The following is a 23,895-nucleotide window of genomic DNA, read 5'->3' on the forward strand; positions in this document are numbered from 1 at the left end:
TTAGCGGGCTTCTGTGACCAAAACTGTGCGAAATCGGCCGACATGAGGGGCAACAAACGCCCGCTTTTCCAGGAAGCCAGAGATTGGAGAAACCTACCGGACGTATGGCCCTCGGGGTGGACCCAAGGATCGGGCCAGGCCATTCTATGAAGCAAGTGATTCTCCCGCGGCGATCCGTGGGATCGAAGTTTTACCCGCCCGGGTCCCATGACAAACGTTACTGATACCTATCGATAGTGATGGGACGTCGGAAGTGGAGTCCGAATGGCGGAAATATGAGCGTTGTTAGCTTCCGTATACAAAATTATTGACGTTAATTCACATGGTTAATGGATGATGAATTCACCATTTGGCGTGCTGCGAACAGTTTTAGACGCCGGTATCGCCCTGGCGCGACTCGACGAGCGAATTGTCCGCTGCCGGTCGGCGATCTGGATCGAGCGATCCCATATTGCCGATGCCTGCGCGTCGCGAGGGGGACGAGCCCAACGGTCGGGATAGTGTTGGGCGCAGTGAGCCAAATGGGCAAGGCTCATCCGTCTCTTGCAGACGTCTACGCGGCCAGTGCTGGAATAGTCTGGCCACGGAGGCCAAGGCAATTACCGACAGGCGAAGAGCGCCCGCCACCCAATTTGCACCGATTGCCCGCTGCGACCACGTTCGACACTGCGGCGTCGATAGCGCGTAGCAGAGGCGGCTTCCAGGACAGCGAAAAGCGCATCCTGGGGCGTGATGAGAGCAACAGCTTTTCTCGTTTCGGGCAGTCAAAGAGAACGTCATTCCTATAATATATAAAAATTATGTATTTAATGTATTTATGTCATCAATCGTGGTGGAACCGCAAACCATGCCCTATCTGCTCAGCCTTCTCGACAAGAGTCCGGTCGATCCAGGAGGCACGCCGACACAGGCGCTGCATGCAACGGCCAACCTTGCTTCCAAGGCTGAAGAATGGGGCTACCATCGCTTCTGGGTCGCGGAGCACCACAACATTGCCGGCCTTGCGAGCTCTGCGCCGGAAATCCTGATCGCCTATCTCCTCGCCAAGACGTCGAAAATCCGCATCGGGTCCGGTGGCGTCATGCTGCAGCACTACAGTGCCTACAAGGTCGCCGAGACCTTCAACCTGCTTGCCAGTCTCGCGCCGTCCCGGGTCGATCTCGGTGTCGGCAAGGCACCCGGTGGTTTTCCGTTCTCGACCAGGGCGTTGCAGGTCGGAGTCGATCCGGCTTTGCGGCCGAGCTTTCCCGAGCAACTAGCCGACCTCAACCGCTATTTGCTGGCAGAAGGCGGCTCGGCTTCGGAGCTGTTGGCGACGCCGCTGCCGCCGGTCGCGCCGGACCGTTTCTTGCTGGGCGCAAGCGTCGACAGCGCATTGCTCGCTGCCGAAAAGGGCTGGAAGCTTGTCTTTGCCGGTCATCTCAACGGCGACCCGGACAATCTGCAACGAACCTTCGACGCCTATGACCGCGCAACGAACGGCGAGCGGCCGCTCCTTGCTCTCGCAGCTTTCGCGGCCGAAAGCGAACAGTGGGCGCGCGAACGCGTGGCAGACCTGAAAATTTTCAAGGTGCTGCTTGCAAATGGCCAGAGCGTCAATGTCGGCAGCGAGGAGCAAGCTGCCGAATTCGCCCACCAGGCCGGAATCGCCGACTACCGCGTCGAGGAGAAGACTCCGAGCGTGCTCACCGGTACTGCGCGGCAGGTTCGCCAGGAACTCGACGATCTGCACCGACGCTACGGCATCAAGGAATTCGTCATCGACACCCCCGCCGTCAGCGCCAGTGAGCGCCTCGCTTCGATCGAACTCCTCGCGCGCGAACGAGTTTCTCTCGCCGCCTGAATTTTCCGGGAAGGATTTGCCATGACCAAGAAGAACGTAACTTTCGGTATCATGCTGCAAGGGCCGGGCGGGCACATGAACGCCTGGAAGCATCCAAGCGGCCCGGCGGACGCAAGCGTCAACTTCGACTTCTTCGTCGAAACGGCGCGAAAGGCGGAGGCCGCCGGCATCGCCTTTGCCTTCGTTGCCGATGGCCTCTACATTAACGAGCAGTCGATCCCGCATTTCCTTAACCGCTTCGAGCCGCTGACCATCCTGTCGGCGCTCGCCGCTTCGACGTCTAAGATCGGCCTGGTCGGCACCGTTTCGACCTCCTACAGCGACCCGTTCACCATCGCCCGCCAGTTTGCCTCGCTCGACCTCATCAGCGGTGGCCGCGCCGGTTGGAATGCGGTGACATCGCCGCTCGAAGGCTCCGGCCGCAACTACGGACGCGAACATCCGGAACATGAGCTGCGCTACGAGATCGCCGACGAGTATCTCGATGCGATCAAGGGGCTGTGGGACAGTTGGGACGACGACGCCTTCGCACGTGACCGGGCAACCGGCGTTTACGCCGACAAGACGAAGCTGCGTCGGCTCAATCACAAGGGACGGTTCTTCCGGATCGAAGGGCCGCTCAACATCGAGCGCTCCAGGCAGGGACAGCCGGTGGTGTTTCAGGCAGGCGCCTCCGATTCCGGCGTCCGGCTTGCGGGCAAGCATGCGGATGCCGTCTTCACCAATGGCGGCCCGATCGAGGACGCCAAGACATTCTACAAGCAGGTCAAGCAAAGTGCTGTGGCGCAGGGACGCAGCGCTGCCGGGATCGGCATCTTCCCGGGCATCGGCCCGATCGTTGGGGCTACGGCCGAGGAGGCGGAGGCGAAGTACCGCGCAATCCGCGATCTCGTGACGATCGAGGAGGCGTTGCTCTATCTCGGTCGCTTCTTCGATCATCACGACTTCAGCGCCTATCCGCTGGATGCGCCGTTTCCGGATATCGGGGATATCGGCAAGAACAGTTTTCGGGCGACGACCGACCGCATCAAGAAGACGGCGCGCGAAGCCGGAGCGACCCTGCGCGAGATCGCGCTCGATGTTGCAACGCCGAGAACGGCCTTCATCGGCACGGCCGAACATATCGCTAAGGAAATCATCCGCTGGATCGACGAGGATGCAGCCGACGGCTTCATCCTCGGCTTCCCGGTGATTGCCGAAGGTCTCGCCGATTTTGCCGCATATGTGCTGCCGATCCTGGAACGTCGTGGCTATTTCAAGCCGAGGCTCGAGGGCGAAACACTGCGCGATCATCTGGGGCTTCCTTATCGCGAGAGCCGCTACGCCGCCCCGGCAGCGGACGCGCGCGGAAGGGCCGTCGGGGCCTGACGGCGTCGGCGGAGACGGGCCCATGAACCTCATCCTCACCGATATCCAGAGATCTGCCGCGGTCGAACGTGGCCTTGCCACCTTCATCGACGAGATCGTCGCGATAAGGCGCGACCTGCACCAGCACCCGGAACTCGCTTTTCAGGAAAAGCGCACCAGCAGCGTGGTCGGCGATCTGCTCGCCTCCTGGGGGTATGAGGTCAGCCGCGGTATCGCCGGAACCGGTATCGTCGCCACGCTCCGGAGCGGACAAGGCGAGAAGGCGATCGGCCTGCGCGCGGACATGGACGCGCTGCCGATCGAGGAAGCGACCGGGCTAGCCTATGCCAGCCGCCACAAGGGGGTCATGCACGCCTGCGGCCATGATGGGCATACGGCGATCCTGCTCGCCGCTGCCCGGTTTCTCGCGACCGAGGGGCGTTTCGACGGCACGTTGAGGCTGATCTTCCAGCCGGCCGAGGAAATCGGCGCGGGCGCCCGCAAGATGCTGTCGGAGGGCCTGTTCGAACGCTTCCCCGTGGACGCGGTTTTCGGCCTGCACAACTGGCCGGGGGTGACGGCCGGCCGTTTCGGCTTCGTCTCCGGGCCGGCCATGGCCTCTGTCGATCAGGCAAACATTACCATCGTCGGCAAGGGGGGACATGGGGCCGAGCCGCATCTGACCGTCGATCCGGTGCTGGCGACGGCATCGCTGATCACTGCGTTGCAAAGCCTGGTGTCGCGCAATGTTGATCCGCAGGACATGGCCGTCGCCACGGTCGGCTCCATTCACGGTGGCCAGGCATCGAACGTCATTCCCGAGAGCGTTTCGCTGAAGCTCACTCTACGCGCCTTCAACGGCGATGTCCGGCGCCTGCTCGGGGAGCGTGTCCAGGCACTGGCGCGGGCACAGGCCGAGAGCTTCGGTGCGAAGGCTGAGGTCGACTACAAGCTGGGCTTTCCGGCGCTGGTCAACCACCCGGACGAAACCGCCTTCGCCCGCAACGTGGCGCTCCAGGCTCTTGGCCCCGAGGCGGTCGTCGCCGACTTCAGGCCGCGCACCGCCAGCGAAGACTTCGCATTCTTCCTGGAGGAGAAGGCCGGCAACTACGCCTTCGTCGGCAACGGCGACAGCGCGTCCCTCCACAGCGCTCAATACGACTTCAACGACGCGATCATCGCACCGGCGGCCCGCTACTGGGTTCGGCTGGTGGAAACCTTCCTCGCATGACGACCATGGGATGGCGAAAGACATGAGCGACACGTTTCTCTACACCACACCCCTCGATCCGCGCGCCAAGCCGCTGATCGACGAACTTATCTTTGAGTATGACAGCCGCTACGGCACCTACTTCAGCGAAGAAGGGGCGGCCGCCGAGATGAACCGCTATCCGCCGGAAGCTTTTGCGCCACCGCACGGCAACTTCGTGCTGTTGATCCGCGACGGGCAAGCGATCGGTGGCGGCGCCTTCAAGCACTACGACGACCGCACCGCCGAGTTCAAGCGCATCTGGACGCGGTCAGATTTGCGCCGCCAGGGCCTGGCGCGAAAGGTGCTGCTCGAGCTCGAAGCGCAGGCGGCGCGCCAAGGCTATTCACGCATCTATCTGACGACCGGATTTCGCCAGCCCGAAGCCGTCGGCCTCTACCTTGCAAACGGTTACACCGCGCTCTTTGACGTCGAGGCCGAGCCCGAGGTCTACAAGACGCTGCCGTTCGAGAAGGACATCACGCATCTCCTCGTGTCGCTCGAGCTCATCGGCGACACGCCGCCGTCAAAGCCCCAAGCCGTGAACCACATCTAGCACCAACGGCCGCCTCAACAGATTTCAGGAGAGGAATCCATCATGGCAGTTCTGACCGATCTCGCCGGCGTGCCCGGCACCAGGCGGAGCAGCGAGCCGAACCCCGGCTACGCCCACTACCGCATCGTGCCGGCGCGCCACCCGGGGCGTGCGCTCGGGACGCTCTTTGCGGCTCTCGTCATTGCCGGCGTGCTTTATTCGGTCTTGACCAATCCGCGCTGGGGATGGCCGGTCTTCGCGCAGTGGTTTTTTGCCGAACCGGTCCTGGCAGGCCTCGGCCGCACCCTGCTTCTGACGGCGCTTGCGACCGTCTCCGGCTCGCTGCTCGGAACGGCGCTGGCGCTCGCCCGCGTATCGCGGTCGCCGCTGCTGTCGGGTCTTTCCTTCGGCTACATCTGGCTTCTTCGTTCCATCCCGCTGATCGTGCTGCTGCTGGTGCTCAACAATCTCGGCTATCTCTACGAGACGATCAGCATCGGCGTGCCATTTACCGACGCCGTGTGGTTCAACTACCCGACGACGCAGCTTCTCACCCCCTTTGCCGCGGCTTTCCTGGGGCTGACCCTTAACCAGGCTGCCTTCTTCGCCGAGATCGTGCGCGGCGGCATACTGGCCGTCGACCAGGGACAGCATGAGGCGGCAGCAGCTCTCGGCCTGCCTCGCCACCGCCAGGCCTTTCGCATCGTGCTCCCGCAGGCCATGCGCTCGATCCTGCCCACGGGCTTCAACGAGATCATCGGTCTGGCGAAGAGTACGTCGATGGTCTACGTCCTGGCGTTGCCCGAGCTCTTCTATACGGTCCAGGTCATCTACCGCCGCAATCTCGAAGTCATTCCGCTGCTGATGGTCGCGACCGTCTGGTACCTGGTTATCATGACCGGGCTGTCGATTGCCCAGCACTACATCGAGCGCTATTTTTCAAAGGGGGCTGTCCGCAATCCGGTGCCCCTGCCGTTCCAGGCGCTGATCGCACGTTTCCGCCGACCGTTGCCGGATGTCGCTCCCCAGACCACTGCCGTGGTCAAGACCGGCTTTCGCGACGCGCAGGCCTTTCGCTCCGGCGGTGCCGTGCATGTGCATGGCATCTCCAAGAGTTTCGGATCTCTCAAGGTTCTGGATGACGTCGAGCTGAACCTTAGGGCAGGCAGCGTCACCGCCATTCTCGGTCCCTCTGGTTCGGGCAAGTCCACGCTGCTTCGAACGATCAATCATCTCGAACGCGTCGACGACGGCTTCATCTCGATCGACGATGAACTCGTCGGCTACAACCAGAAGGGCGACACGCTCTACGAGCTCAAGGAAAAGGACATCCTGAAGCGTCGCGCCGATATCGGCATGGTGTTCCAGAATTTCAATCTTTTCCCCCACTTGACCGTTCTCGAAAACCTGATTGAGGCGCCGCTCTACGTGCGCGGCCTTGGGCGAGACGAGGCGGTACGCATTGCCCAGGAACTGCTCGCTCGCATCGGCTTGAGCGACAAGATCAATGCCTATCCGCGACAGCTCTCGGGCGGGCAGCAACAGCGCGTCGCGATCGCCCGTGCCTTGGCCCTCAAACCGAAGGTGCTGCTCTTCGACGAGCCGACCTCCGCACTTGATCCGGAACTCGTCGGCGAAGTGCTGGATGTGATCAAGGAACTGTCGCGAACCGGCACGACGCTGGTGATTGTCACCCATGAAGTTGGCTTTGCCCGGGAGGTTGCCGACACCGTGGTCTTCATGGAGGCGGGCCGGGTGCTGGAAGCAGGTCCGCCGGCCGAGATCTTCACGCATGCGAAACATCAGCGCACCCGCGAGTTCCTAGCGCGCGTCCTCTGAGGACCCTGGCTGCCTGTCCCATAGGCGAGGTGTGCCGAAATAATCAACCAAGGATTGAAAAGGAGCAGAAAATGAGAATGCTTGACACTGCAAAGTTGCTGCTTGCTGGCGTCGTCACCGCTGCGACGCTCGGTATCGCCACGGCCTATGCCGAGGAAAAGTTCGACCTCAGCCCCGATACCTCCAACCGCATTCGTACCGAAAAGAACGAGGCGGCGGTCAAGGCGATCGCTCCCGACTTCAAGTTCGTGAACCCTGGCAAGTTCACCGTTGCCGTCAACCCGTGGGATCCGCCGATTGCGACCTATGCCTCCGACTCCAAGACCGTGGTCGGTGCCGATCCGGATATCGCTTCGCTTCTCGCCGACTCGTTCGGGCTTGAGCTGGAGCTTGTTCCCGTCGCCTGGGCGGACTGGCCGCTCGGCGTCAGCTCAGGCAAGTACGATGCTGTCATCAGCAACGTCACGGTGACGGAGGAACGCAAGGAGAAGTTCGATTTCTCCACCTACCGCAAGGACGTGCTCGGTTTCTTCGTCAAGTCTGACAGCAAGATCAACGAGATCAAGGAACCGAAGGACGTTGCCGGGCTCAAGGTGATCACCGGTGCCGGTACCAACCAGGAGAAGATCATCCTGGAGTGGGACCGGCAGAACGTCGCCGCCGGGCTGAAGCCGATCGAGGTGCAGTACTACGACGACCGCGCCGCCGGCGACCTGGCGCTTCAATCCGGGCGTGCCGATGTCGAGTTCAATCCCAACGCGACGAGAGCCTATGCCGCTTCGATCAAGAACGACACCAAGGTGGTGGGCATCGCCAGCGGTGGCTGGCCGCTGACAGCCGAAATCGCCGTCACGACGCGAAAAGGGGCGGGCCTTGCCGATGCCGTCACCATCGCGCTCAACGATCTCATCAAGAGCGGCAAATACGGCGAAGTGCTGAAGCGCTGGAGCCTCGGCGCCGAGGCCGTCGACGCGGCTCAGACCAACCCGCCCGGCTTGCCGAAGAGCGGTTCCTGATCCGACCTCAGCGGACCGGTGGCGTCGCCGCCGGTCCGGCTTCTGCACTTCATCCGGAGACCTACAGCATGAACGGCACGTCCCGCCTTCGCACTCTTCTTGCCGCCGCTGCGGCAGCTCTTCTTCATGTCGGCTCGGCGCAGGCCGATGCCGGCTTTGATCTCAGCCCCGAACAGCCCGGTCAAGTCCATGCCGTTCGCAATGAAACCGCGGTCGCGGCCATCCCCGCGGACTTCAAGTTCGTCACGCCAGGCAAGTTCACGGTCGCCGTCAGTCCGGGCGGGCCGCCGCTTGCCACCTATGCGACCGACGCACGCACGGTGATTGGCGCCGATCCGGAATATGCCGGTGCGGTCGCCAACAGCCTGGGCCTCGAGCTTGAGCTTGTCCCCGTCGCCTGGATCGACTGGCCGCTTGGATTGACCTCAGGCAAATACGACGCAGTTATCTCCAATGTCGGCGTCACCGAGCAGCGCAAGGAGAAGTTCGACTTTTCGACCTATCGCCAGGGCCTGCATGGCTTCTTCGTCAGATCCGATAGCGGCATCACTTCGATCAAGGAGCCGAAGGATGCCGCGGGTCTCAGGATCATCGTCGGCGCCGGCACCAACCAGGAGCGCATCCTGCTCAAATGGAGCGACGAGAACGTTGCGGCCGGTCTGAAGCCGCTGGAGTTGCAATACTACGACGACGAGGCGACGAGCCTCGTGGCGCTTGCCTCAGGTCGCGCCGACGTCATCGTTCAGCCGCATGCGCAGCTCGTCTTCATTGCCGCCCGAGACAACAACATCAAGCGTGTCGGGACCTTGAGCGCTGGTTGGCCGGAGCGTTCGGACGTGGCGATCACAACGCGCAAGGGCAGTGGGCTCGCCAGCGCTCTGACGATCGCCACGAACGGTCTGATTGCGGATGGCACCTACGGCAAGATTCTGGAGCGCTGGCACCTCCAGGAGGAAGCTTTGCCGAAATCCGAGACCAATCCACCCGGCCTTCCGAAATTCTAGGGAGCCTTGGCGTGACGCGAAACAAGATATCGATCAGTCATATCGGCTTCCTGAGCCCGGGCAACTACCCGGCGGACGACCCGTTGGATGGGCTGGAGAAGACCTTGGCGCTGCTGCAATATGGCGAGGCGCTCGGTTTTGCCAGCGCCTGGGTGCGCCAGCGACACCTGGAGCCCGGCATATCGTCGGCCGCCGCTTTTCTCGCGGCTGCGACTCAGAGGACCAGCCGCATCGAGCTTGGCACTGCGGTTATTCCGATCGGTTATGAGAGCCCGTACCGGCTGGCAGAGGATCTCTCGACCGTCGATGTGCTCTCTCGCGGTCGTCTGAACATCGGTCTCAGTGCCGGCCGCCCCTTGCATGTCGATCTGATCGGCCGCCTCGTCTTCGACGATGGCTGGGAGAATTTCGACTTTACGCACGGGCGGGTTTTGCGCTTTGTCGATAATCTGCGCAGCCGACCGATCGGCGACGAAGACACCTTCATCAAGACGCCGTTCGGCCTGCAGCGCCCGCGGCTCCAGCCCCACGCCAAGGGACTGACGGACCGGATCTGGTATGGCGGCGGATCGCTGAAGTCTGCCGGATGGGCAGGGCGCCATGATCTCAACCTCCTGATCGGCAATGTCACGACCGGGGAAGGGACCGACGATTTCTTCCTCGCGCAGCGGCGTCAGCTTGAGACCTATCGCGCGGCGGGCGCTACAGAGAGAAGGGTCGCGCTTGGCCGGGTCATTGTTCCTTTGGATGGTGCGGACGAAAAAACGCGCAAGCGCTATCTCGACTACGCGGCCGCGCGCACCGAACGAACGCTGACGCCGCAGGGCGAGCGGCGGACGCTCTATGCCCGCGACCTTGTGGGCACGTCCGACGAGATCCTCGAACGGTTGTTTGCAGACCCGGTCCTGCCGCATGTCCGCGAACTCAGGCTCGAACTTCCCTACGAATTCGAGGACGAGGATTACCGCCAGATCGTCCATGACTTTGTTGCCCGCATCGCTCCGGAGCTCGGATGGTCGCCGGCCGACCAGAAAGCGGCCTAGAAACGGTGGCCTCCGATGCGAGGCCTCGCAAAACAGGAACACATGAGTGCCAAAGACGATCGACTACTTCTTCTCCATTGGCTCGCCCTGGTCCTATATCGGATTCGACACCTTCGTTGGCCTCGCGAGCCGCAATGGCGCAGAGATCAGGCCGTACTTGACCACTGTCGTCGAAGAGAACGGGGGAATTTTCTCGCGAAATCGACCGGATGTCCGCCGCGCCTATGGGACGCGCGACCTCAAACGGTGGGCCCGTGTGCGCGGCAAGCCGTTGCAGCTTGAAGGTCGAGGCGGACTTTCCGACCCGACGCCTTCATCGCTGATCGTGATTTCGGCCTTTCTCGACGGGAACGACTGGATCGGCCTCACAAGCGCGCTGCAGCATGCCTTCTGGGCCGAGGCCAGGGACATCGGCAGTCCGGATGTACGCGAAGAGATTGCGCAGGCCGCGGGCCTTGACGGCGCGGCCCTCGCACGGCGCGAGGCGGATGACGATGTCAAGGCAAAGTGGGCTGAGGATCGTAATCACGCTGTTGCAAGCGGCGTGTTCGGGTTCCCGACCTATCGCTATGATGATGAGCTTTACTGGGGACAGGACAACCTGTCCTTCCTCGAGCGCCATCTGGCCGGGGATCGGCCATAGTATCCAAATCGAGCCTCCTTCCTTCAAAGGCATGCGATCATGAATGACAGAGCAAACGCCGGCGTTAAGCCAGGTCCGCAAACCCAGTTGATCAAGGCCGGATATGACCCGGCCAGCCAGCGCGGCTTTATCAATCCACCTGTCGTCCACGGGTCAACGGTGCTTTTTCCGGACGCACTGACGATGGAAACGCACGGGCAGAAATACACCTATGGCACACGCGGCACGCCGACCACGGACGCGCTGTGCGATGCGATCAACGAACTGGAGGGGGCCGCTGGCACGATCCTCGTGCCATCAGGTCTTGCCGCTGTCACGGTGCCGCTGCTTGCCTATCTCTCTCCCGGCGATCATGCGCTGATCGTCGATTCCGTCTATGGCAATGTCCGCCAGTTCTGCGACGTCATGCTGGCACGCCTGAACATCGAAGTGGATTACTACGACCCCTCGTTAGGAGCGGACATCGAGCCCCTTTTCAAGCCGAACACGCGTCTCGTGCACACTGAGGCGCCGGGCTCCAACACGTTCGAGATCCAGGACATTCCCGCCATCGTCGCCGTGGCCCACCGTCGCGGCGCGCTCGTCACGATGGATAACACCTGGGCGACACCGCTCTATTTCAGGCCGCTCGACTTCGGGGTCGATGTTTCCATCCAGGCCTCCACCAAATATCCGGCTGGCCACGCAGACATCCTGTTCGGAACGGTGTCGGCGAATGCCGAACACTGGCCGCGCTTGAAGGAAGTAAACGGGTTGCTTGGTCTTTGTGCCGCACCCGATGACGCCTACCAGGTGCTTCGAGGCCTGCGGACACTGGGAATCCGACTGCAGCGACACCAGACGAGCGCCTTTGAGATCGCCAACTGGCTTGAAGGTCGCAACGACGTCGCACGCGTACTGCATCCCGGCCTTCCGAGTTTTCCGGGGCACGAGATCTGGAAGCGTGATTTCAAGGGCGCGAGTGGTGTCTTTTCGTTTGTCCTTCGCGCAGAGCATGAAGACAGGTTTAAAGCGAAAGCCCAGGCGGTTTTGGATGCCTTATCGATATTCGGCTTGGGGTATTCCTGGGGCGGATTTGCTTCCCTCGCGCTTCAAGTCAATCTTGACGAGCGCAAAGTGACGCCCGTGCCGACCGACGGGCCGGTCCTGCGCCTTCAAATCGGACTGGAAGATGTCGACGACCTCAAGGCGGATCTGGAGCAGGCACTCGCGGCTGCTCGAACAGCCTAGCTGGAGTGTTTTCATCCGAAATCTGAATCGCCTCCGTTTTTGGTGCGTTCAAAGTCGCACAATGTATCGACCTCGACTTGAACCGCTTCCGCGCGAGCCGGATAGCTCTCCATTTGAACAATTGGGTGACCGCGCTGTTTTGTTATGAGTTTAGTAGAATGGTGGGCCCGGCAGGACACGAACCAGCTCCGTGGCAACGACAGCCGCTTCAACTGCCGTAGAGGTGTTCAGAGGAAAGGTTCAGCCGGTACTCGAAAATCCGATCGCAAGGGTTGTTCTCGGGCCGTTTGCGCCTGTCGCTGTTGCGGTGCTCCGGGCATCGTCAGATCAATTGAGCGGCTTGGCCGGATAGTCGTCCACCGATTTCCGGGCCTCAAGTGATCTAAATTCCCATTCCGCAAAGATCGCCGTGAAGTTATCGATGACTTGGGGGAATGGATGACCCTGACCTCGACATTAAGCCCGGTGAGAACCCGGACTTTGCAGATAGAATCTCCGAAGCCATCTTGCACGCAAAGCCGACCACTTTGTCGCTCCAAGGGCGGGTTACGCTTTCTCGTGTTCCCCAAAGCCGCGAATGTCCGTATTGCGCTCAAATACGACTTCACCTGCGAGGAGTGTCATATCGCAACGCGTGTCTTTCAGAATGTCTTCCGGGGTTGCGATCAACATATTGCGTGAAAACACCGCGATATCCGCAGCTTGCCCGGGGACCAGCTTGCCCTTGACGTTTTCGAGCTTCTGCGAGAACGCGCCGTATTCCGTATACACCTGCAGCGCTTCCTCGATAGTCACACGCTCGCTGGCGTCCATCAGAGTTCCTTCGCAAGTCTTGCGTGTCACCATCGCGTAAATATTCGGATAGGGATTGGGATCGCAAACGGGAGAATCGCTTCCGGTGGCGGGTTTGAAGCCAAGGTTCTTCCACGTTTTCAACGGATAGCTCGACAGAGCCCGGTCCGGGCCGAGAACCGATATGTAGGCATCCCCAAAGTCGTAAATGAACACTTGCTGAGGGCAGGGGTAAATCCCAGCCTTTCTCATCCGCTCGTGCTGTTCAGGCGTGGAGAAACCACAATGCTCGATGCGGTGTCTTCGATCCGGATCAGGATGTGCCGCGAGCGCCTTTTCATAGGCTGTGATCAGTTGGCCAATAGCGGCGTCGCCGATCGCGTGACAGGCAAGTTGATACCCCTTGCTGTGCGCATCCATCACCAACGCCTCCAGTTCGGCATCTGGCAATATCTGGACCCCGACATTGTCATCGTCGCCGAGATACGGCCTGCTCATCCAGGCCGTGCGTCCCCCAGCGGAACCATCGAGGAAGATCTTCACCGCGCCGATCGTGAGCATGTCATCGCCGATGCCCGACACCAATCCGGCCTCGTAGCATTTTTGTACCATTGATTGTCCGTCCTGGAGCAGCACGAGCCAGGTCCGTACCGGAAGGCGCTTTTCCAGTTTGGCAAGTGTATACGCCCGAATTTCCTCAAAGCCCGCAACTTGCCCGACCGCCGCGTCCATGACGCTGGTGATGCCATAGGAAAGCAGTAGTTTGCCCGCGGCCTCGATGGCGGTAATCATCTCTCCCGTCGAGGGCCTTGGGATGGTCTTAAGAACCATTTGCTGGGCATTTTCGGCTACCATGCCAGTCAATTCGCCATTTCTTTGCTCGATCAAGCCACCATCTGGCACCGGCGTTTTTTCATCCACGCCCGCCAGTTCGAAAGCCTTCGAATTGAAGACGGACACGTGACCGCATGCGCGTTCAAGAAGGACAGGATTGTTGGGAGCCGCGGCGTCGAGCTCCGCCTTATGCGGATGACGTCCGACATCAAGCTTGGTCTGGTCGTAGCCCCGGGCTTTGATCCATGCGCCCGGAGGAACGGACGCCGCCTTGTCGCGAATGATATTTAGTAGACGGTCCAATGTTGGAGCGGTCTGTGGCGTCGCATCAAGCCAATCCAGCGTCAAGCCAACCAAAAGCAGATGGAGATGAGCGTCGTTCAGTCCGGGCGTGGCGAAGCGCCCCTGTAGATTGATCAGATGTGTTTCATCTCCCTTCAGAGACCATATTTGTTCCCGCGTGCCAGTCGCCAATACCTTGCCTTGCCATATGGCCAAGGCCTCTACCGTTCCCTCCTCGTACCCGCACCAGATCCGTCCATTGTAGATGATCGTATCGGCACGCACCTGTGGGTTCGCTGTCATAGAGCGGTCTCCAGTCTTGAATTCGCCGTTGCGGATACACGAGGGCGCACGTTGGTTCGTGATGCGCCCTCGGAAAGTTGAGATTTTTCAGGGAGCCGTGTTCGGAACCGCCCGGTAGACTGCTGTTTGATCCGATGAAATTTCTTCCGTCACCGCGAAGGTGGATCCCGCCTTGACGGTGAACTTCCAACTCTTGGATGCCTTTGAGGCGTTGGCGTTGAAAGAGGCTTCGGGAACCGAGTCGAAGTTGTTGTATCGGTACAACGTGTAGGGCACACCCGGCCTCAGGTCAGACACATTGACCGTCAGAATTAACGTCTGCGGTTTGGGACGGGTGTTCGAACCCTCGCGCATGGCGGGTTTTTCGTAGTTTACGTTCGTTGACAAGCGGATTGGCAGCGTCTTGCCATCGCGATCGATAATCCCGGTTACGGCGATCCCGTAATTTCCACCGTTGCGTCGCAAGGAATAGACTGGGCGTGACTTTGAATTTGCTTCCTTGCGACTGGCCTGGAACGAGCCAAACGCATAGCGGTAAAGGTAAGCCGGTTGACCGTCGCCAGAATAGAGGCCGTTGTCGCTGAACGTGATGACGTCGTCGCTGTAGTAGCGTGAGGGCTTTGTGAAAGGTCGGCTTGAAGAAACTCCGATCACGGGGACGATGTGATCGTACTCTTCCTCCCCGGCATCCTCATCGTCGGAGTCCTCGAAGAGATAATGGTTCATGTAGACACCGACTATGACTGGATAGCCGGATGCGACGTTCTCCTTAACCCAGGCCAGAAAATCATCCCCGCTGGGTTTGGCGTCGGTATTCCACTGAACTGCCTTTAGGCGCATGCGCTTAGCGGCATAGGTGTCGTTGACGCCGAGCAGAAGCTGGCTCTCCTGCCTCGATTGGTCGATATTTTTGCTGGCGATCGCCCTGGCGTCGTACTGAGATACATATTGCCCATAATAAAGTCCGGCGCTTATCAGCGCCACCTCACCGCAATATCCGTAGTTCGCCTCCCATTGAAGGCGGGGCGGGATGCCGTTTTCCACGCTAAGGTTTTTCACTTCCGTCGCGGCGACTACATGCTGATCGGCGTTCGCGAGGGCGTTTCGGGGATCAGCGCACAGAGACAAGGCCACGGACAGTGTCACACCAGCAATGCAGGCGTGACGGCGGAGAACCTTGCCATGTCGGAAACTCGAAGGGGCGTTCATCAATTGCCTCAATAGTTGCTTCTATCTCATTGTTAGGTGAGGTTGATGCGATAAGGAAATTTATTTTGTTGCGCTTTGAGATAGAAGAAATTGATCATGGGTAGTCTAGATAAGCGATCCCTGGTCACGCTCCTATGATCGAAGCGGCTTGGCCGGGATTGACGTCCCCTCTCCTCAAATGTCTAGCGCGACTAAGCCATACCCAGTGCTTGGAAGAGCCCTCGGGGTCCGCGAGCTGCGATCCCGGCTCCATGAAAACATGCTCCTTTGATCGCAGCATCTGATGATGCGCGGGCACGGACCGCGTGTGCTCGCGAGGCTCAATTCACACGGAACATGGACGAAGTTTTAAGATAAATGTTTTCTATCATAAATAGCGTTAAAATAAATTTCCCATCGTTCGCAAGTGGCCGTACTGATTTGCCTCATCGACCGACACATTCACCCGGTGAGAATCTGGTCGGTGGGTTGGCGGAGAGCAGGTAAGCGCCGTGCGGGCTGAGGAAGGTCCCGATCGCCCTAGAATTCTGATGCCAGCTTGAATGGGGCGCCCAGGACGACGCGGACCGTGTCGAAACGACACGAGAGGGAGAACGGCATGCTGAAAAGACTGACACTGGCCGTAATGCTCGGCCTCGGGGTTTCTACCGAGGCGCTGGCCGCGGGCGAACGCCATGGCGGGACGCTCGTCTTCACCGCCCCTTACGGTTCGAGCTTCGCCACGCTCGACGTTCAAGCGAGCCCGAACACGCAGGAAGAATTCATCACACAGGCGATCCACCGCGCGCTCTACGACTGGGATTCAATCCAGAACAAGCCGGTGCTGGAGTTGGCAAGCTCCGAAGACGTTTCCGACGACGGCACGGTGCACACCTATCACCTGCGCGACAATGCCGTCTTCCATAGCGGCAAGCCGCTGACGGCCGACGACATCATCTATAGCTACAAGCGCATCGCCAACCCGAAGAACGCCTTCCCGGGCGCGAGCTACATCGCCGTCATCAAGGGTGCGGATGAGTTCATCGCCGGCAAGGCTGAGGAGATTTCCGGTCTCAAGAAGATCGACGACCACACCCTGGAAGTCACGTTTGTTGGCCCGATCAACCCTGGCTTCTCGCTGATGCAGAACACGACGGTCATCTATCCGTCTGATGTGAAGGATGAAGCGAGCTTTGCCAAGACCCCCGTCGGCCTCGGCGCCTTCGTCTTCAAGGAGCACATACCGGGTTCGCAGGTCGTCGTCGAAAAGTTCGACAAGTACTACGAAGAGGGCAAGCCCTATCTCGACCGCATCGACATCACTCTGATGGCAGAGGACGCCGCGCGAGACATCGCTTTCCGCAACAAGGAAATCGACGTCTCTATTCTCGGGCCGACCCAATATCAAGCCTATCAGGGTGAGGACGCCCTGAAGGACCACCTGCTCGAAGTCGCCGAGGTCTATACCCGCACCATCGGCTTCAACCCGACCTTCGAACCCTTCAAGGACAAGCGGGTCCGTCAGGCGATCAATTACGCGATCAACACGCCATTGATCGTCGAACGCCTGGTCAAGAACAAGGCTTATCCGGCCTCCGGGTGGCTGCCGCTGTCCTCGCCGGCCTTCGACAAGGACAAAGCGCCCTATGCTTTCGATCCCGAAAAGGCGAAGGCCCTTCTGGCCGAAGCCGGCTATGCCGATGGCTTCGAATTCGAAGTGACGGCAAGCCCGAACGAAAGCTGGGGCGTGCCGATCGTCGAAGCTATCCTGCCGATGCTGAAGAAGGTGGGCATCACCATGAAGCCGAAGCCGGTCGAAAGCTCGGCGCTTGGCGATGCCGTAACATCAGGCAACTTCAGTGCCTATATCTGGTCTATTCCATCTGGTCCCGACCCCCTCAATGCGTTGCGCTGCTTTCTCTCGACAACGCCTCCGTCCGCTTGCAACTACTCGAGCTATGCGAACCCTGAGTTCGACAAGCTATTTAGGGCTGCAGAACAAGAACGCGACCCGACCAAGCAGAGCAATCTGCTGCGCCAGGCCAATAACCTCGTGCAGGACGATGCCCCGGTCTGGTTCTTCAACTACAACAAGGCGGTCATGGCCTACCAGCCGTGGATCCACGGCCTTGTTCCAAACGCGACGGAACTGGCGGTCCAGCCCTACGACGAAATCTGGATCGACGAAACGGCGCCGGATTCGCGTCGCTAATCTTGAGGCCGCTAGCTACCCCCTATCGCGAGCAATCTGTCGTGCCCGAAAGGGTGTCCAACTCGGAACCGTTTATGCTTCGTTTTACCCTGCGCCGCATTCTGCAGGTTGCCCCGACAGTCGTTGTGGTGGCGCTGCTGATCTTCGTCATCTTCTCCGTCGTTCCCGGCACATTCGCGGTTAGCCTCTTTGCGGATGGTAAGCGTGCCGCAGATCCACAATTGATCGCTCGCCTCAATGAGGAGTTCGGTCTGAACAAGCCGCTGATGGAGCGTTTCGCGACCTATGTCACGGATCTCGCGAGGTTCGATCTTGGCACCAGCTTTCGCACCCGCCAACCGGTCGTCGACCTCATCAACGACCGCATGGGCGCCTCGCTTCAGCTCTCAGTCGCGGCGATGGTTTTTGCGATTGTTGTTGGGGTGCCGTTCGGCTTTCTCGCCGCGTTGCGTCCTGGTTCGATGCTCGATACGACGACAATGATCGGTGCGATTTCAGGACTGTCGTTACCAGATTTCTGGTTCGGCTTGCTCTTGATGTATCTCTTCGCCCTGCAACTGAACTGGTTGCCCAGTTTTGGCTATGGCGACGGCTCGTTGCAAAACCTCATATTGCCTGCCGTGACGCTCGGCGTCACGCCGCTGGCACTGCTGGCGCGTACCACGCGGGCTGGCGTGCTCGACGTGTTGAACGCCGATTTCATCCGCACCGCCCACTCCAAGGGCATGAGCGAGGCCAAGGTGGTTCGCTGGCATGTGGCGCGCAATGCGCTGGTGCTGATCGTCACCACCGTCGGCCTGCAGTTCGGCTCACTGATCGGCCAGGCGGTCGTCATCGAAAAGCTCTTTGCCTGGCCGGGCATCGGCTCGCTGCTCGTCGATAGCGTGGCGATCCGCGACATTCCCGTGGTGCAGGGCACGATCCTCGTCATCGTGCTGTGGTTCCTGATCATCAACACCGCCGTCGATCTGGTCTATGCCGCGATCGACCCGCGCATCAAGCAGGAGTGACGCCCGTGCGCCTCGGCTTCAACTTCTGGCTCGGTGCGACGCTGACTGCGCTCGTCATCTTCGCCGGTGTCCTTGCCCATTGGATCGCGCCCTTCGACCCCGTGCTCGATGCGGACTTGATGAACTCCGAACTGCCCCCGGACGCCACCTTCTGGTTCGGCACGGACGGGCAGGGACGGGACGTCTATACCCGCATTCTTTACGGCGCGCAGATCTCGCTGACCGTCGGCATCGTGTCGCAGGTGATCAATTCGATCATCGGCGTCACGCTCGGCATGACGGCCGGCTATTGGGGCGGCTGGTGGGACGATCTGGTCAACGGCCTGACCAATGTCATGCTCGCCATCCCCTCGTTGATCTTCGCGCTTGCCGTGATGGCGGTAATCGGCCCCGGCCTGCCGTCGCTCTTGATCGCGCTTGGCCTCACCAACTGGAGCTGGACCTGCCGCATCGCCCGGTCTTCGACGCTTTCGCTGAAATCGCAGGGCTACGTGCAGGCGGCGCAGACGCTGGGCTATGGCGACCTGCGCATCATGTTCACGCAGATTCTGCCCAATATGATGGGGCCGATTCTCGTCATGGCGACGCTCGGCATGGGGTCGGCGGTGCTGTCAGAGGCGGCGCTCTCCTTCCTCGGCCTCGGCATCCAGCCGCCATTCCCGAGTTGGGGCTCGATGTTGACCGATGCTCGCCAGCTCATCCAGCTCGCCCCCTGGGCGGCGCTCTTCCCTGGCCTTGCCATCTTTCTTTCGGTGCTCGGCTTCAACCTTCTCGGCGACGGACTGCGTGACAGCCTCGATCCGCATATGAGGACGCGCAAGCCATGACCATGCCGCTACTCGACATCAGGGATTTGCGCCTAAGCGTTCCGCTCGGTCGTTTCGCCCTCCATCCGTTGCTGAAGGGCGTCTCCTTCCAAATCATGCCAGGCGAGGCCTACGGTCTCGTCGGCGAATCCGGTTCCGGAAAGTCGGTCACCTCGCTTGCCGTGATGGGGCTTTTGAAAAAGCCGCTCGCCGTTACCGGCGGACAGATACTGTTCAAGGGTCAGAACCTGTTGGCGCTGCCGATGCGCGAGATGCGGCGCCTGCGCGGCAACCGCATCGCAATGATCTTCCAGGAACCGATGACCGCGCTGAACCCGCTTTCGACGGTCGGCCGGCAGATCGCCGAAATGTTCGTGCTGCATCAGGGAAAGAGCTGGGGGGAAGCTGAAAAGCTTGCCGTCGAGTCGCTCGGGAATGTGCGCGTGCCCAACCCTGATCGTCGCGCCAAGAACTACCCCCATCAGATGTCCGGCGGGCTGCGCCAACGGGTGATGATCGCCATGGCGCTTGCCTGCGGCCCAGATCTCCTCATCGCCGACGAGCCGACGACCGCGCTTGACGTCACCGTGCAGGCCGAAGTGCTGCGCCTCATCAAGGAACTCTGCGCAGCGCGCGGCACGGCCGTCCTTTTCATCAGCCACGACCTTGGCGTCATCGCCAGTATCTGCCAGCGCGTCGGCGTGATGTATTCGGGCTGCCTCGTTGAGGAGAACGAGACGCGGGCGCTCTTTGACAGCCCTCGGCACGAATATACCCGCGGACTGCTCGGCGCCCTGCCGCGCCTTGGCAGTCGCAGCGAACAGGGGCGGCAGCGGCTCGTCGATATCGACAGTATCATTGCCGATCGCTCGAAGCTTACCGAGAGCCGCTTCATCACGCCGCGCGAATTGGAAGGGAGCCAGCCATGACCGCTCCGCTGTTGCAGGTGGACGATCTTCACGTGCGTTTCCCCGTTGCCGGCGGTGGCCTGCTCGGCAAAGGACGGCGTACGCTTCACGCCGTCAACGGCATCAGCTTCGAGCTTGCCAAGGGCGAGTGCCTTTCGATCGTCGGTGAATCCGGCTGCGGGAAATCGACGACGGCGCTTTCCATTCTCGGCCTTCAGGAACCGACCGAGGGCATGATCCGTTATCGCGGAAAGCCCCTGACCGGGGCCGGCGCGCCGAACCGGATCGACAGGGCGAAAGCGGTGCAAATGGTCTTCCAGGATCCTTATGCTTCGCTCAACCCACGCCAGTCGGTGCGCACCTCGCTTGCCGCACCGTTGCGCCTGCACGGCATTTCCAACGGTTCGGAAGTCGAGGGTCGCATCGAGGCGATGCTGAAGAATGTCGGCCTGACGCCCGAACAGGCCCGACGCTACCCCCACGAATTTTCAGGCGGTCAGCGCCAGCGCATCGGCATTGCCCGCGCGCTGATCCTCGAGCCCGAGATCGTCGTGCTCGACGAGCCGGTCTCCGCCCTCGACGTGTCGGTCCGGGCGCAGATCATCAACCTGCTGCTCGATCTTCAGGAGAAGCTCGGTCTCTCCTATCTTATGATCAGCCACGATCTGAGTGTGGTTGAGCATATGAGCGACCGTGTGCTGGTCATGTATTTCGGCGAGATCGTGGAAGAGGGGAGGTGGCAACACATTTTTCAGACGCCGACACATCCGTATACGCGCCGCCTGATCGCTGCAATCCCCGATCCCGATGCCCGTCAGCCTTTGGGGGGATGCCAGGAAAACTCTGCGAACGCCGCGGTGTCCGCAGGTGGCCAGGTCCAGGATGTCTTTTCTCCGCCGACGCGCTCGGAACTCGTTGAAATCGCACCGCAGCACTGGATGAGGTTTGCTGCTGCCGCTCAATGATCCGCGGCAAAGCTTCTGACTGCCGGAATTCGGTCGTGACGGTGGGCACCCAAGGCCGTCCGTCCTCTCAGATGCGCTGACACGGATGCCGGCACATCGAACGATCCCGCCAAGTTATCTCGTAAATCGGCCAACCGGTTTGCGGAGGCAGCGAATTCGCGCGACGTCCCACCGCGTGCTTGCTGCCGCGTGGCATGGCCGGGGGCGGCCCAAACGGCCTCGATAGGTTCCCGATACGAGTTGGCTGGCCAGCTTGAGCGGGTCCCCGGAATCGAGTTTATACAGCCTTTCCTGCGGCAACGCTTTCTTCGCTTCGATCCTGAGAAATCGGTGCCTAGCATGGACATCGAACGGGGGACGCGGCTCATATCGGTACGTGTTGACGCACTGGCCGCAGCGCCTCTCGAACCGATCCGCTTACCGATGTCGAACGACGAGAAAAGGGTAGCCATCGCGATTGGCAACGGATGACTCATGTCGAACGGCTTGCACGCCACGCTCCCAAGCCGCGCGAAACCAGCCAGACGATTTGGTTCATTCAATTGGAATTCTGAAAAAGGCCGACTTGATAAGGCGACAGATTTATTATCGGGTGTAATTCGATCGATAATTTCTATGGTGGCCCATGCTTAAGTACGCTGAAAGTTTCTGTGTCCTAGTTGAGGAATTGCACTTCAGTCGTGCGGCGGCGCGGCTGCACCTAACGCAACCCGCGCTCTCACATCAGATTAAGAAGTTGGAGCAGCAGATCGGATGCGCGTTGCTGCGACGCTCCCCGCAAAGAGTGATTCTCACCGAGGCCGGAAGTATTTTGGCTCGGGAACTGGGGGTTGCCCTAAGTCACGTCAAACGAGCAGTTCAGCAAGCCCAAGATGCTGCGCGGGGCGATGCCGGGGCTCTGGCCATCGGCTATTGCGAACTACCGCAGGCCGGGGGGATGACGGCGATCATTCGCCGATACACCGAGTTGTATCCGGGCGTCGATGTCACTTTGCGAAATCTGCCAACGGTCGAACAGGTGGCCGCACTTGCCGCCGGTTCAATCGACGTGGGTTTTCTGCATCCGCCCTTGAACACGACGCAACTGCTGCTGCGGATGGCAGGAACAGAGCCAGTCGTCGCCGCACTGCCGGCGGACCATCCGTTGGTCGCCAAACCCATTCTGAGATTGGCAGACCTAAGTTCGGAACGCTTGATTGTTTGCGCGGAATCCGTGGGGCCGTTTATGTATCATTCAATACTCGCGGCCTGCGGTCGAGCCGGATTTCAACCTAGATTGCGCGAGGAGAAGGATCGCTGGCACGCGATGCTCGACCAAGCCGCTTCGGGCCTGGGTGTTGCGATCGTGCCGGAAACCTTGACCAAAACGCAGGAGAACTTGGTGTTCCGGCATATTGAAGGCCTCGATGTCACATTGCAGACCGCGATAGCGACAGCCGGTGAACCGACGCGCCCAGCTGTGCTCCGGTTTTTAGCGACGGCTAGTGCGCATCTGGATCCTCCTCGTTCCAAATGAGGACTTCCTACGTTCGAGAGCCGCAGATTCCTCCGCCATGGACAATATCGTACTCTGAAATGAAGAGGGGCGGCCCTGTCCGTCGCCATCGGGCTACGATGATGGCGGCATGCGATCCAGTTCTCGAACATTTTCATCCTATTCACATGTCATCTTTCTCGCTGGTGTCACTCGTCTCAGCCGTCCTCGGCATCCGGTTTTGCTCCGGAATGGACGAAGGATTTGCCGAACGTCGGTTTCGAACTCAAGCGCGGTTCGCGGCGTTGATCTCAAGATCGGGCCTGGTATCGCCTGGAACAAGGAAGATACGGCCGTCCGCGCGGCGGTCCGACGGCTTCGCGCGCGTGCACCTGTGGAGGAAAGGACATTGCTTCAACGAGCAACCCCGAACTCTCCGCTGAAACTGACCAAATGTTGGTGAAGCCGGTCGATGACGGCTGCCCGAGGACTGGCCCGTCGCTCTATAAGGCCGATCTGGCGAAAGATTGGCGGATCGCCAAAGGGCACCGCGACCACCTCGCCAGCAATTTCCCTCAAAGCGCTCCAGGGCGCGATTGAAACTCCGAGCCCATTGACCACGCAGGCGACGACCGCTGTTATCGTGTCAATCTCGGCAATAACGTTCGTGACGATCCCGCTTCTCGCGACTTCCGTCTCAATAATGTTAGCAAGGCGAAACCGGCTGATGAACTTCACATAGGGAAGTTCCGTAAGCATCTCCGCTGCAGGCCTGATACGCGTCCCCTTTGGAGCGATCACAAAGAGGGGCTCCTGGATGAACGGGCTCCACCGCAACGTCGATGGGACGCCGGAATATTCGGCCACCATCGCTGAATCGAGGCGTCCGGTAACGACGTCATTGAGCAGCTCATCGGTGTTGGCAACGTGGAGCTTGATCTTCAAACCGGGGAAGTCGTTCTTGAGTGCTATGATCGCCTTCGGCAGAAGAGAAAGGGCGCTTGAGCGCACCGAGCCGATAGTAAACGTGCCGCTGACCGATTTTCCGGAAATGACGTCAACGATATCATCGGCAGAACGCACGAGACCTTGTGCTGCCTCTAGCATCTGAAGTCCCTGGCTGTTCAGCGTGATCGGCCGCGTCGAGCGGTCGAACAGCTCTGCCCGCACTTCCAATTCCAGTGCCTGGATTTGTTGACTCACAGCAGATGGCGTGAGCCCGACTGCGTCGGCCGCCTTCGCGAACGTGCCGTATTCTGCAATCGCGATGAAGGTTTTCAGCTGACGGATGTCCAAGATTTTCCTCTCAAATTAAGATTTGCTGTTTATCTTTGTCAGAATTATTCGCTTTTTTCAAGAAATGCTTATGTTA

The 23,895-nt window shown here is 60.2% G+C and carries 19 protein-coding genes; 16 read left to right on the top strand and 3 right to left on the bottom strand.

What is annotated here, in order from left to right; genetic code table 11:
* The first annotated feature begins 847 nt into the window (after positions 1-847).
* From XB14_RS25910 to XB14_RS25955, 10 genes are all read left to right on the top strand, one after another.
* On the top strand, positions 848-1,843 hold the full coding sequence (locus XB14_RS25910; RefSeq protein WP_077965892.1) for an MsnO8 family LLM class oxidoreductase: 996 nt from the start codon (positions 848-850) through the stop codon (positions 1,841-1,843).
* A 21-nt stretch (positions 1,844-1,864) separates the two neighbouring features.
* Positions 1,865-3,211, top strand: coding sequence for an LLM class flavin-dependent oxidoreductase (locus tag XB14_RS25915; protein WP_077965894.1), 1,347 nt, complete (start codon positions 1,865-1,867; stop codon positions 3,209-3,211).
* A gap of 22 nt (positions 3,212-3,233) precedes the next feature.
* Positions 3,234-4,421: a M20 aminoacylase family protein gene (locus tag XB14_RS25920; protein ID WP_077965896.1), complete on the top strand. Its 1,188-nt coding sequence runs from the start codon at positions 3,234-3,236 to the stop codon at positions 4,419-4,421.
* Positions 4,422-4,443: 22 nt separating this feature from the next.
* Positions 4,444-4,995: a GNAT family N-acetyltransferase gene (locus XB14_RS25925; RefSeq protein WP_077967711.1), complete on the top strand. Its 552-nt coding sequence runs from the start codon at positions 4,444-4,446 to the stop codon at positions 4,993-4,995.
* Between the two features lie 42 nt (positions 4,996-5,037).
* Positions 5,038-6,813 carry an amino acid ABC transporter permease/ATP-binding protein gene (locus XB14_RS33870; RefSeq protein WP_077965898.1) on the top strand — a complete coding sequence of 592 codons (1,776 nt, stop codon included), beginning with the start codon at positions 5,038-5,040 and terminating at the stop codon, positions 6,811-6,813.
* A gap of 71 nt (positions 6,814-6,884) precedes the next feature.
* Positions 6,885-7,829 carry an ABC transporter substrate-binding protein gene (locus XB14_RS25935; RefSeq protein WP_060608619.1) on the top strand — a complete coding sequence of 315 codons (945 nt, stop codon included), beginning with the start codon at positions 6,885-6,887 and terminating at the stop codon, positions 7,827-7,829.
* Positions 7,830-7,897: 68 nt separating this feature from the next.
* Positions 7,898-8,833, top strand: a complete 936-nt coding sequence (locus XB14_RS25940; protein WP_077965900.1) for an ABC transporter substrate-binding protein — start codon at positions 7,898-7,900, stop codon at positions 8,831-8,833.
* A gap of 11 nt (positions 8,834-8,844) precedes the next feature.
* Positions 8,845-9,876: an LLM class flavin-dependent oxidoreductase gene (locus tag XB14_RS25945; RefSeq protein WP_077965902.1), complete on the top strand. Its 1,032-nt coding sequence runs from the start codon at positions 8,845-8,847 to the stop codon at positions 9,874-9,876.
* A gap of 46 nt (positions 9,877-9,922) precedes the next feature.
* Positions 9,923-10,519: a 2-hydroxychromene-2-carboxylate isomerase gene (locus XB14_RS25950; RefSeq protein ID WP_077965904.1), complete on the top strand. Its 597-nt coding sequence runs from the start codon at positions 9,923-9,925 to the stop codon at positions 10,517-10,519.
* Between the two features lie 39 nt (positions 10,520-10,558).
* Positions 10,559-11,749, top strand: a complete 1,191-nt coding sequence (locus XB14_RS25955; protein ID WP_077965905.1) for a cystathionine beta-lyase — start codon at positions 10,559-10,561, stop codon at positions 11,747-11,749.
* Between the two features lie 546 nt (positions 11,750-12,295).
* Here the strand turns inward: XB14_RS25955 and XB14_RS25960 are convergent.
* Together XB14_RS25960 and XB14_RS25965 are read right to left on the bottom strand one after the other, a co-directional pair.
* The gene (locus tag XB14_RS25960) at positions 12,296-13,960 is read right to left on the bottom strand and encodes an amidohydrolase (RefSeq protein WP_077965906.1); all 1,665 of its coding nucleotides are present in this window, start codon (positions 13,958-13,960) and stop codon (positions 12,296-12,298) included.
* Between the two features lie 87 nt (positions 13,961-14,047).
* Positions 14,048-15,169 carry a hypothetical protein gene (locus tag XB14_RS25965; protein ID WP_210190049.1) on the bottom strand — a complete coding sequence of 374 codons (1,122 nt, stop codon included), beginning with the start codon at positions 15,167-15,169 and terminating at the stop codon, positions 14,048-14,050.
* A gap of 598 nt (positions 15,170-15,767) precedes the next feature.
* On the opposite strand from XB14_RS25965, the gene XB14_RS25970 reads away from it, so the two are divergent.
* The 6 genes from XB14_RS25970 (at position 15,768) to XB14_RS26000 (ending at position 22,565) form a co-directional block, all read left to right on the top strand.
* Positions 15,768-17,360 carry an ABC transporter substrate-binding protein gene (locus XB14_RS25970; RefSeq protein WP_077965907.1) on the top strand — a complete coding sequence of 531 codons (1,593 nt, stop codon included), beginning with the start codon at positions 15,768-15,770 and terminating at the stop codon, positions 17,358-17,360.
* A gap of 74 nt (positions 17,361-17,434) precedes the next feature.
* Positions 17,435-18,370 (top strand): ABC transporter permease, encoded by a 936-nt coding sequence (locus tag XB14_RS25975; protein WP_077965908.1) that lies wholly within the window; start codon positions 17,435-17,437, stop codon positions 18,368-18,370.
* Between the two features lie 5 nt (positions 18,371-18,375).
* Positions 18,376-19,197, top strand: coding sequence for an ABC transporter permease (locus tag XB14_RS25980; protein WP_077965909.1), 822 nt, complete (start codon positions 18,376-18,378; stop codon positions 19,195-19,197).
* A complete protein-coding gene (locus tag XB14_RS25985) occupies positions 19,194-20,105 on the top strand; it encodes an ABC transporter ATP-binding protein (protein ID WP_077965910.1) in 912 nt (303 codons plus the stop codon). The genes XB14_RS25980 and XB14_RS25985 overlap by 4 nt, the downstream gene beginning before the upstream one ends.
* A complete protein-coding gene (locus XB14_RS25990; RefSeq protein WP_077965911.1) occupies positions 20,102-21,049 on the top strand; it encodes an ATP-binding cassette domain-containing protein in 948 nt (315 codons plus the stop codon). The genes XB14_RS25985 and XB14_RS25990 overlap by 4 nt, the downstream gene beginning before the upstream one ends.
* Before the next feature lie 625 nt (positions 21,050-21,674).
* Positions 21,675-22,565: a LysR family transcriptional regulator gene (locus tag XB14_RS26000; protein ID WP_077965919.1), complete on the top strand. Its 891-nt coding sequence runs from the start codon at positions 21,675-21,677 to the stop codon at positions 22,563-22,565.
* 372 nt (positions 22,566-22,937) lie between these two features.
* Here the strand turns inward: XB14_RS26000 and XB14_RS26005 are convergent, their stop codons facing one another.
* Positions 22,938-23,819, bottom strand: coding sequence for a LysR family transcriptional regulator (locus tag XB14_RS26005; RefSeq protein WP_077965932.1), 882 nt, complete (start codon positions 23,817-23,819; stop codon positions 22,938-22,940).
* Positions 23,820-23,895: the final 76 nt, after the last annotated feature.

Source organism: Ensifer adhaerens (genome assembly GCF_002007205.1).
In the GTDB taxonomy this organism is placed as follows: Bacteria; Pseudomonadota; Alphaproteobacteria; order Rhizobiales; family Rhizobiaceae; genus Ensifer; species Ensifer adhaerens_D.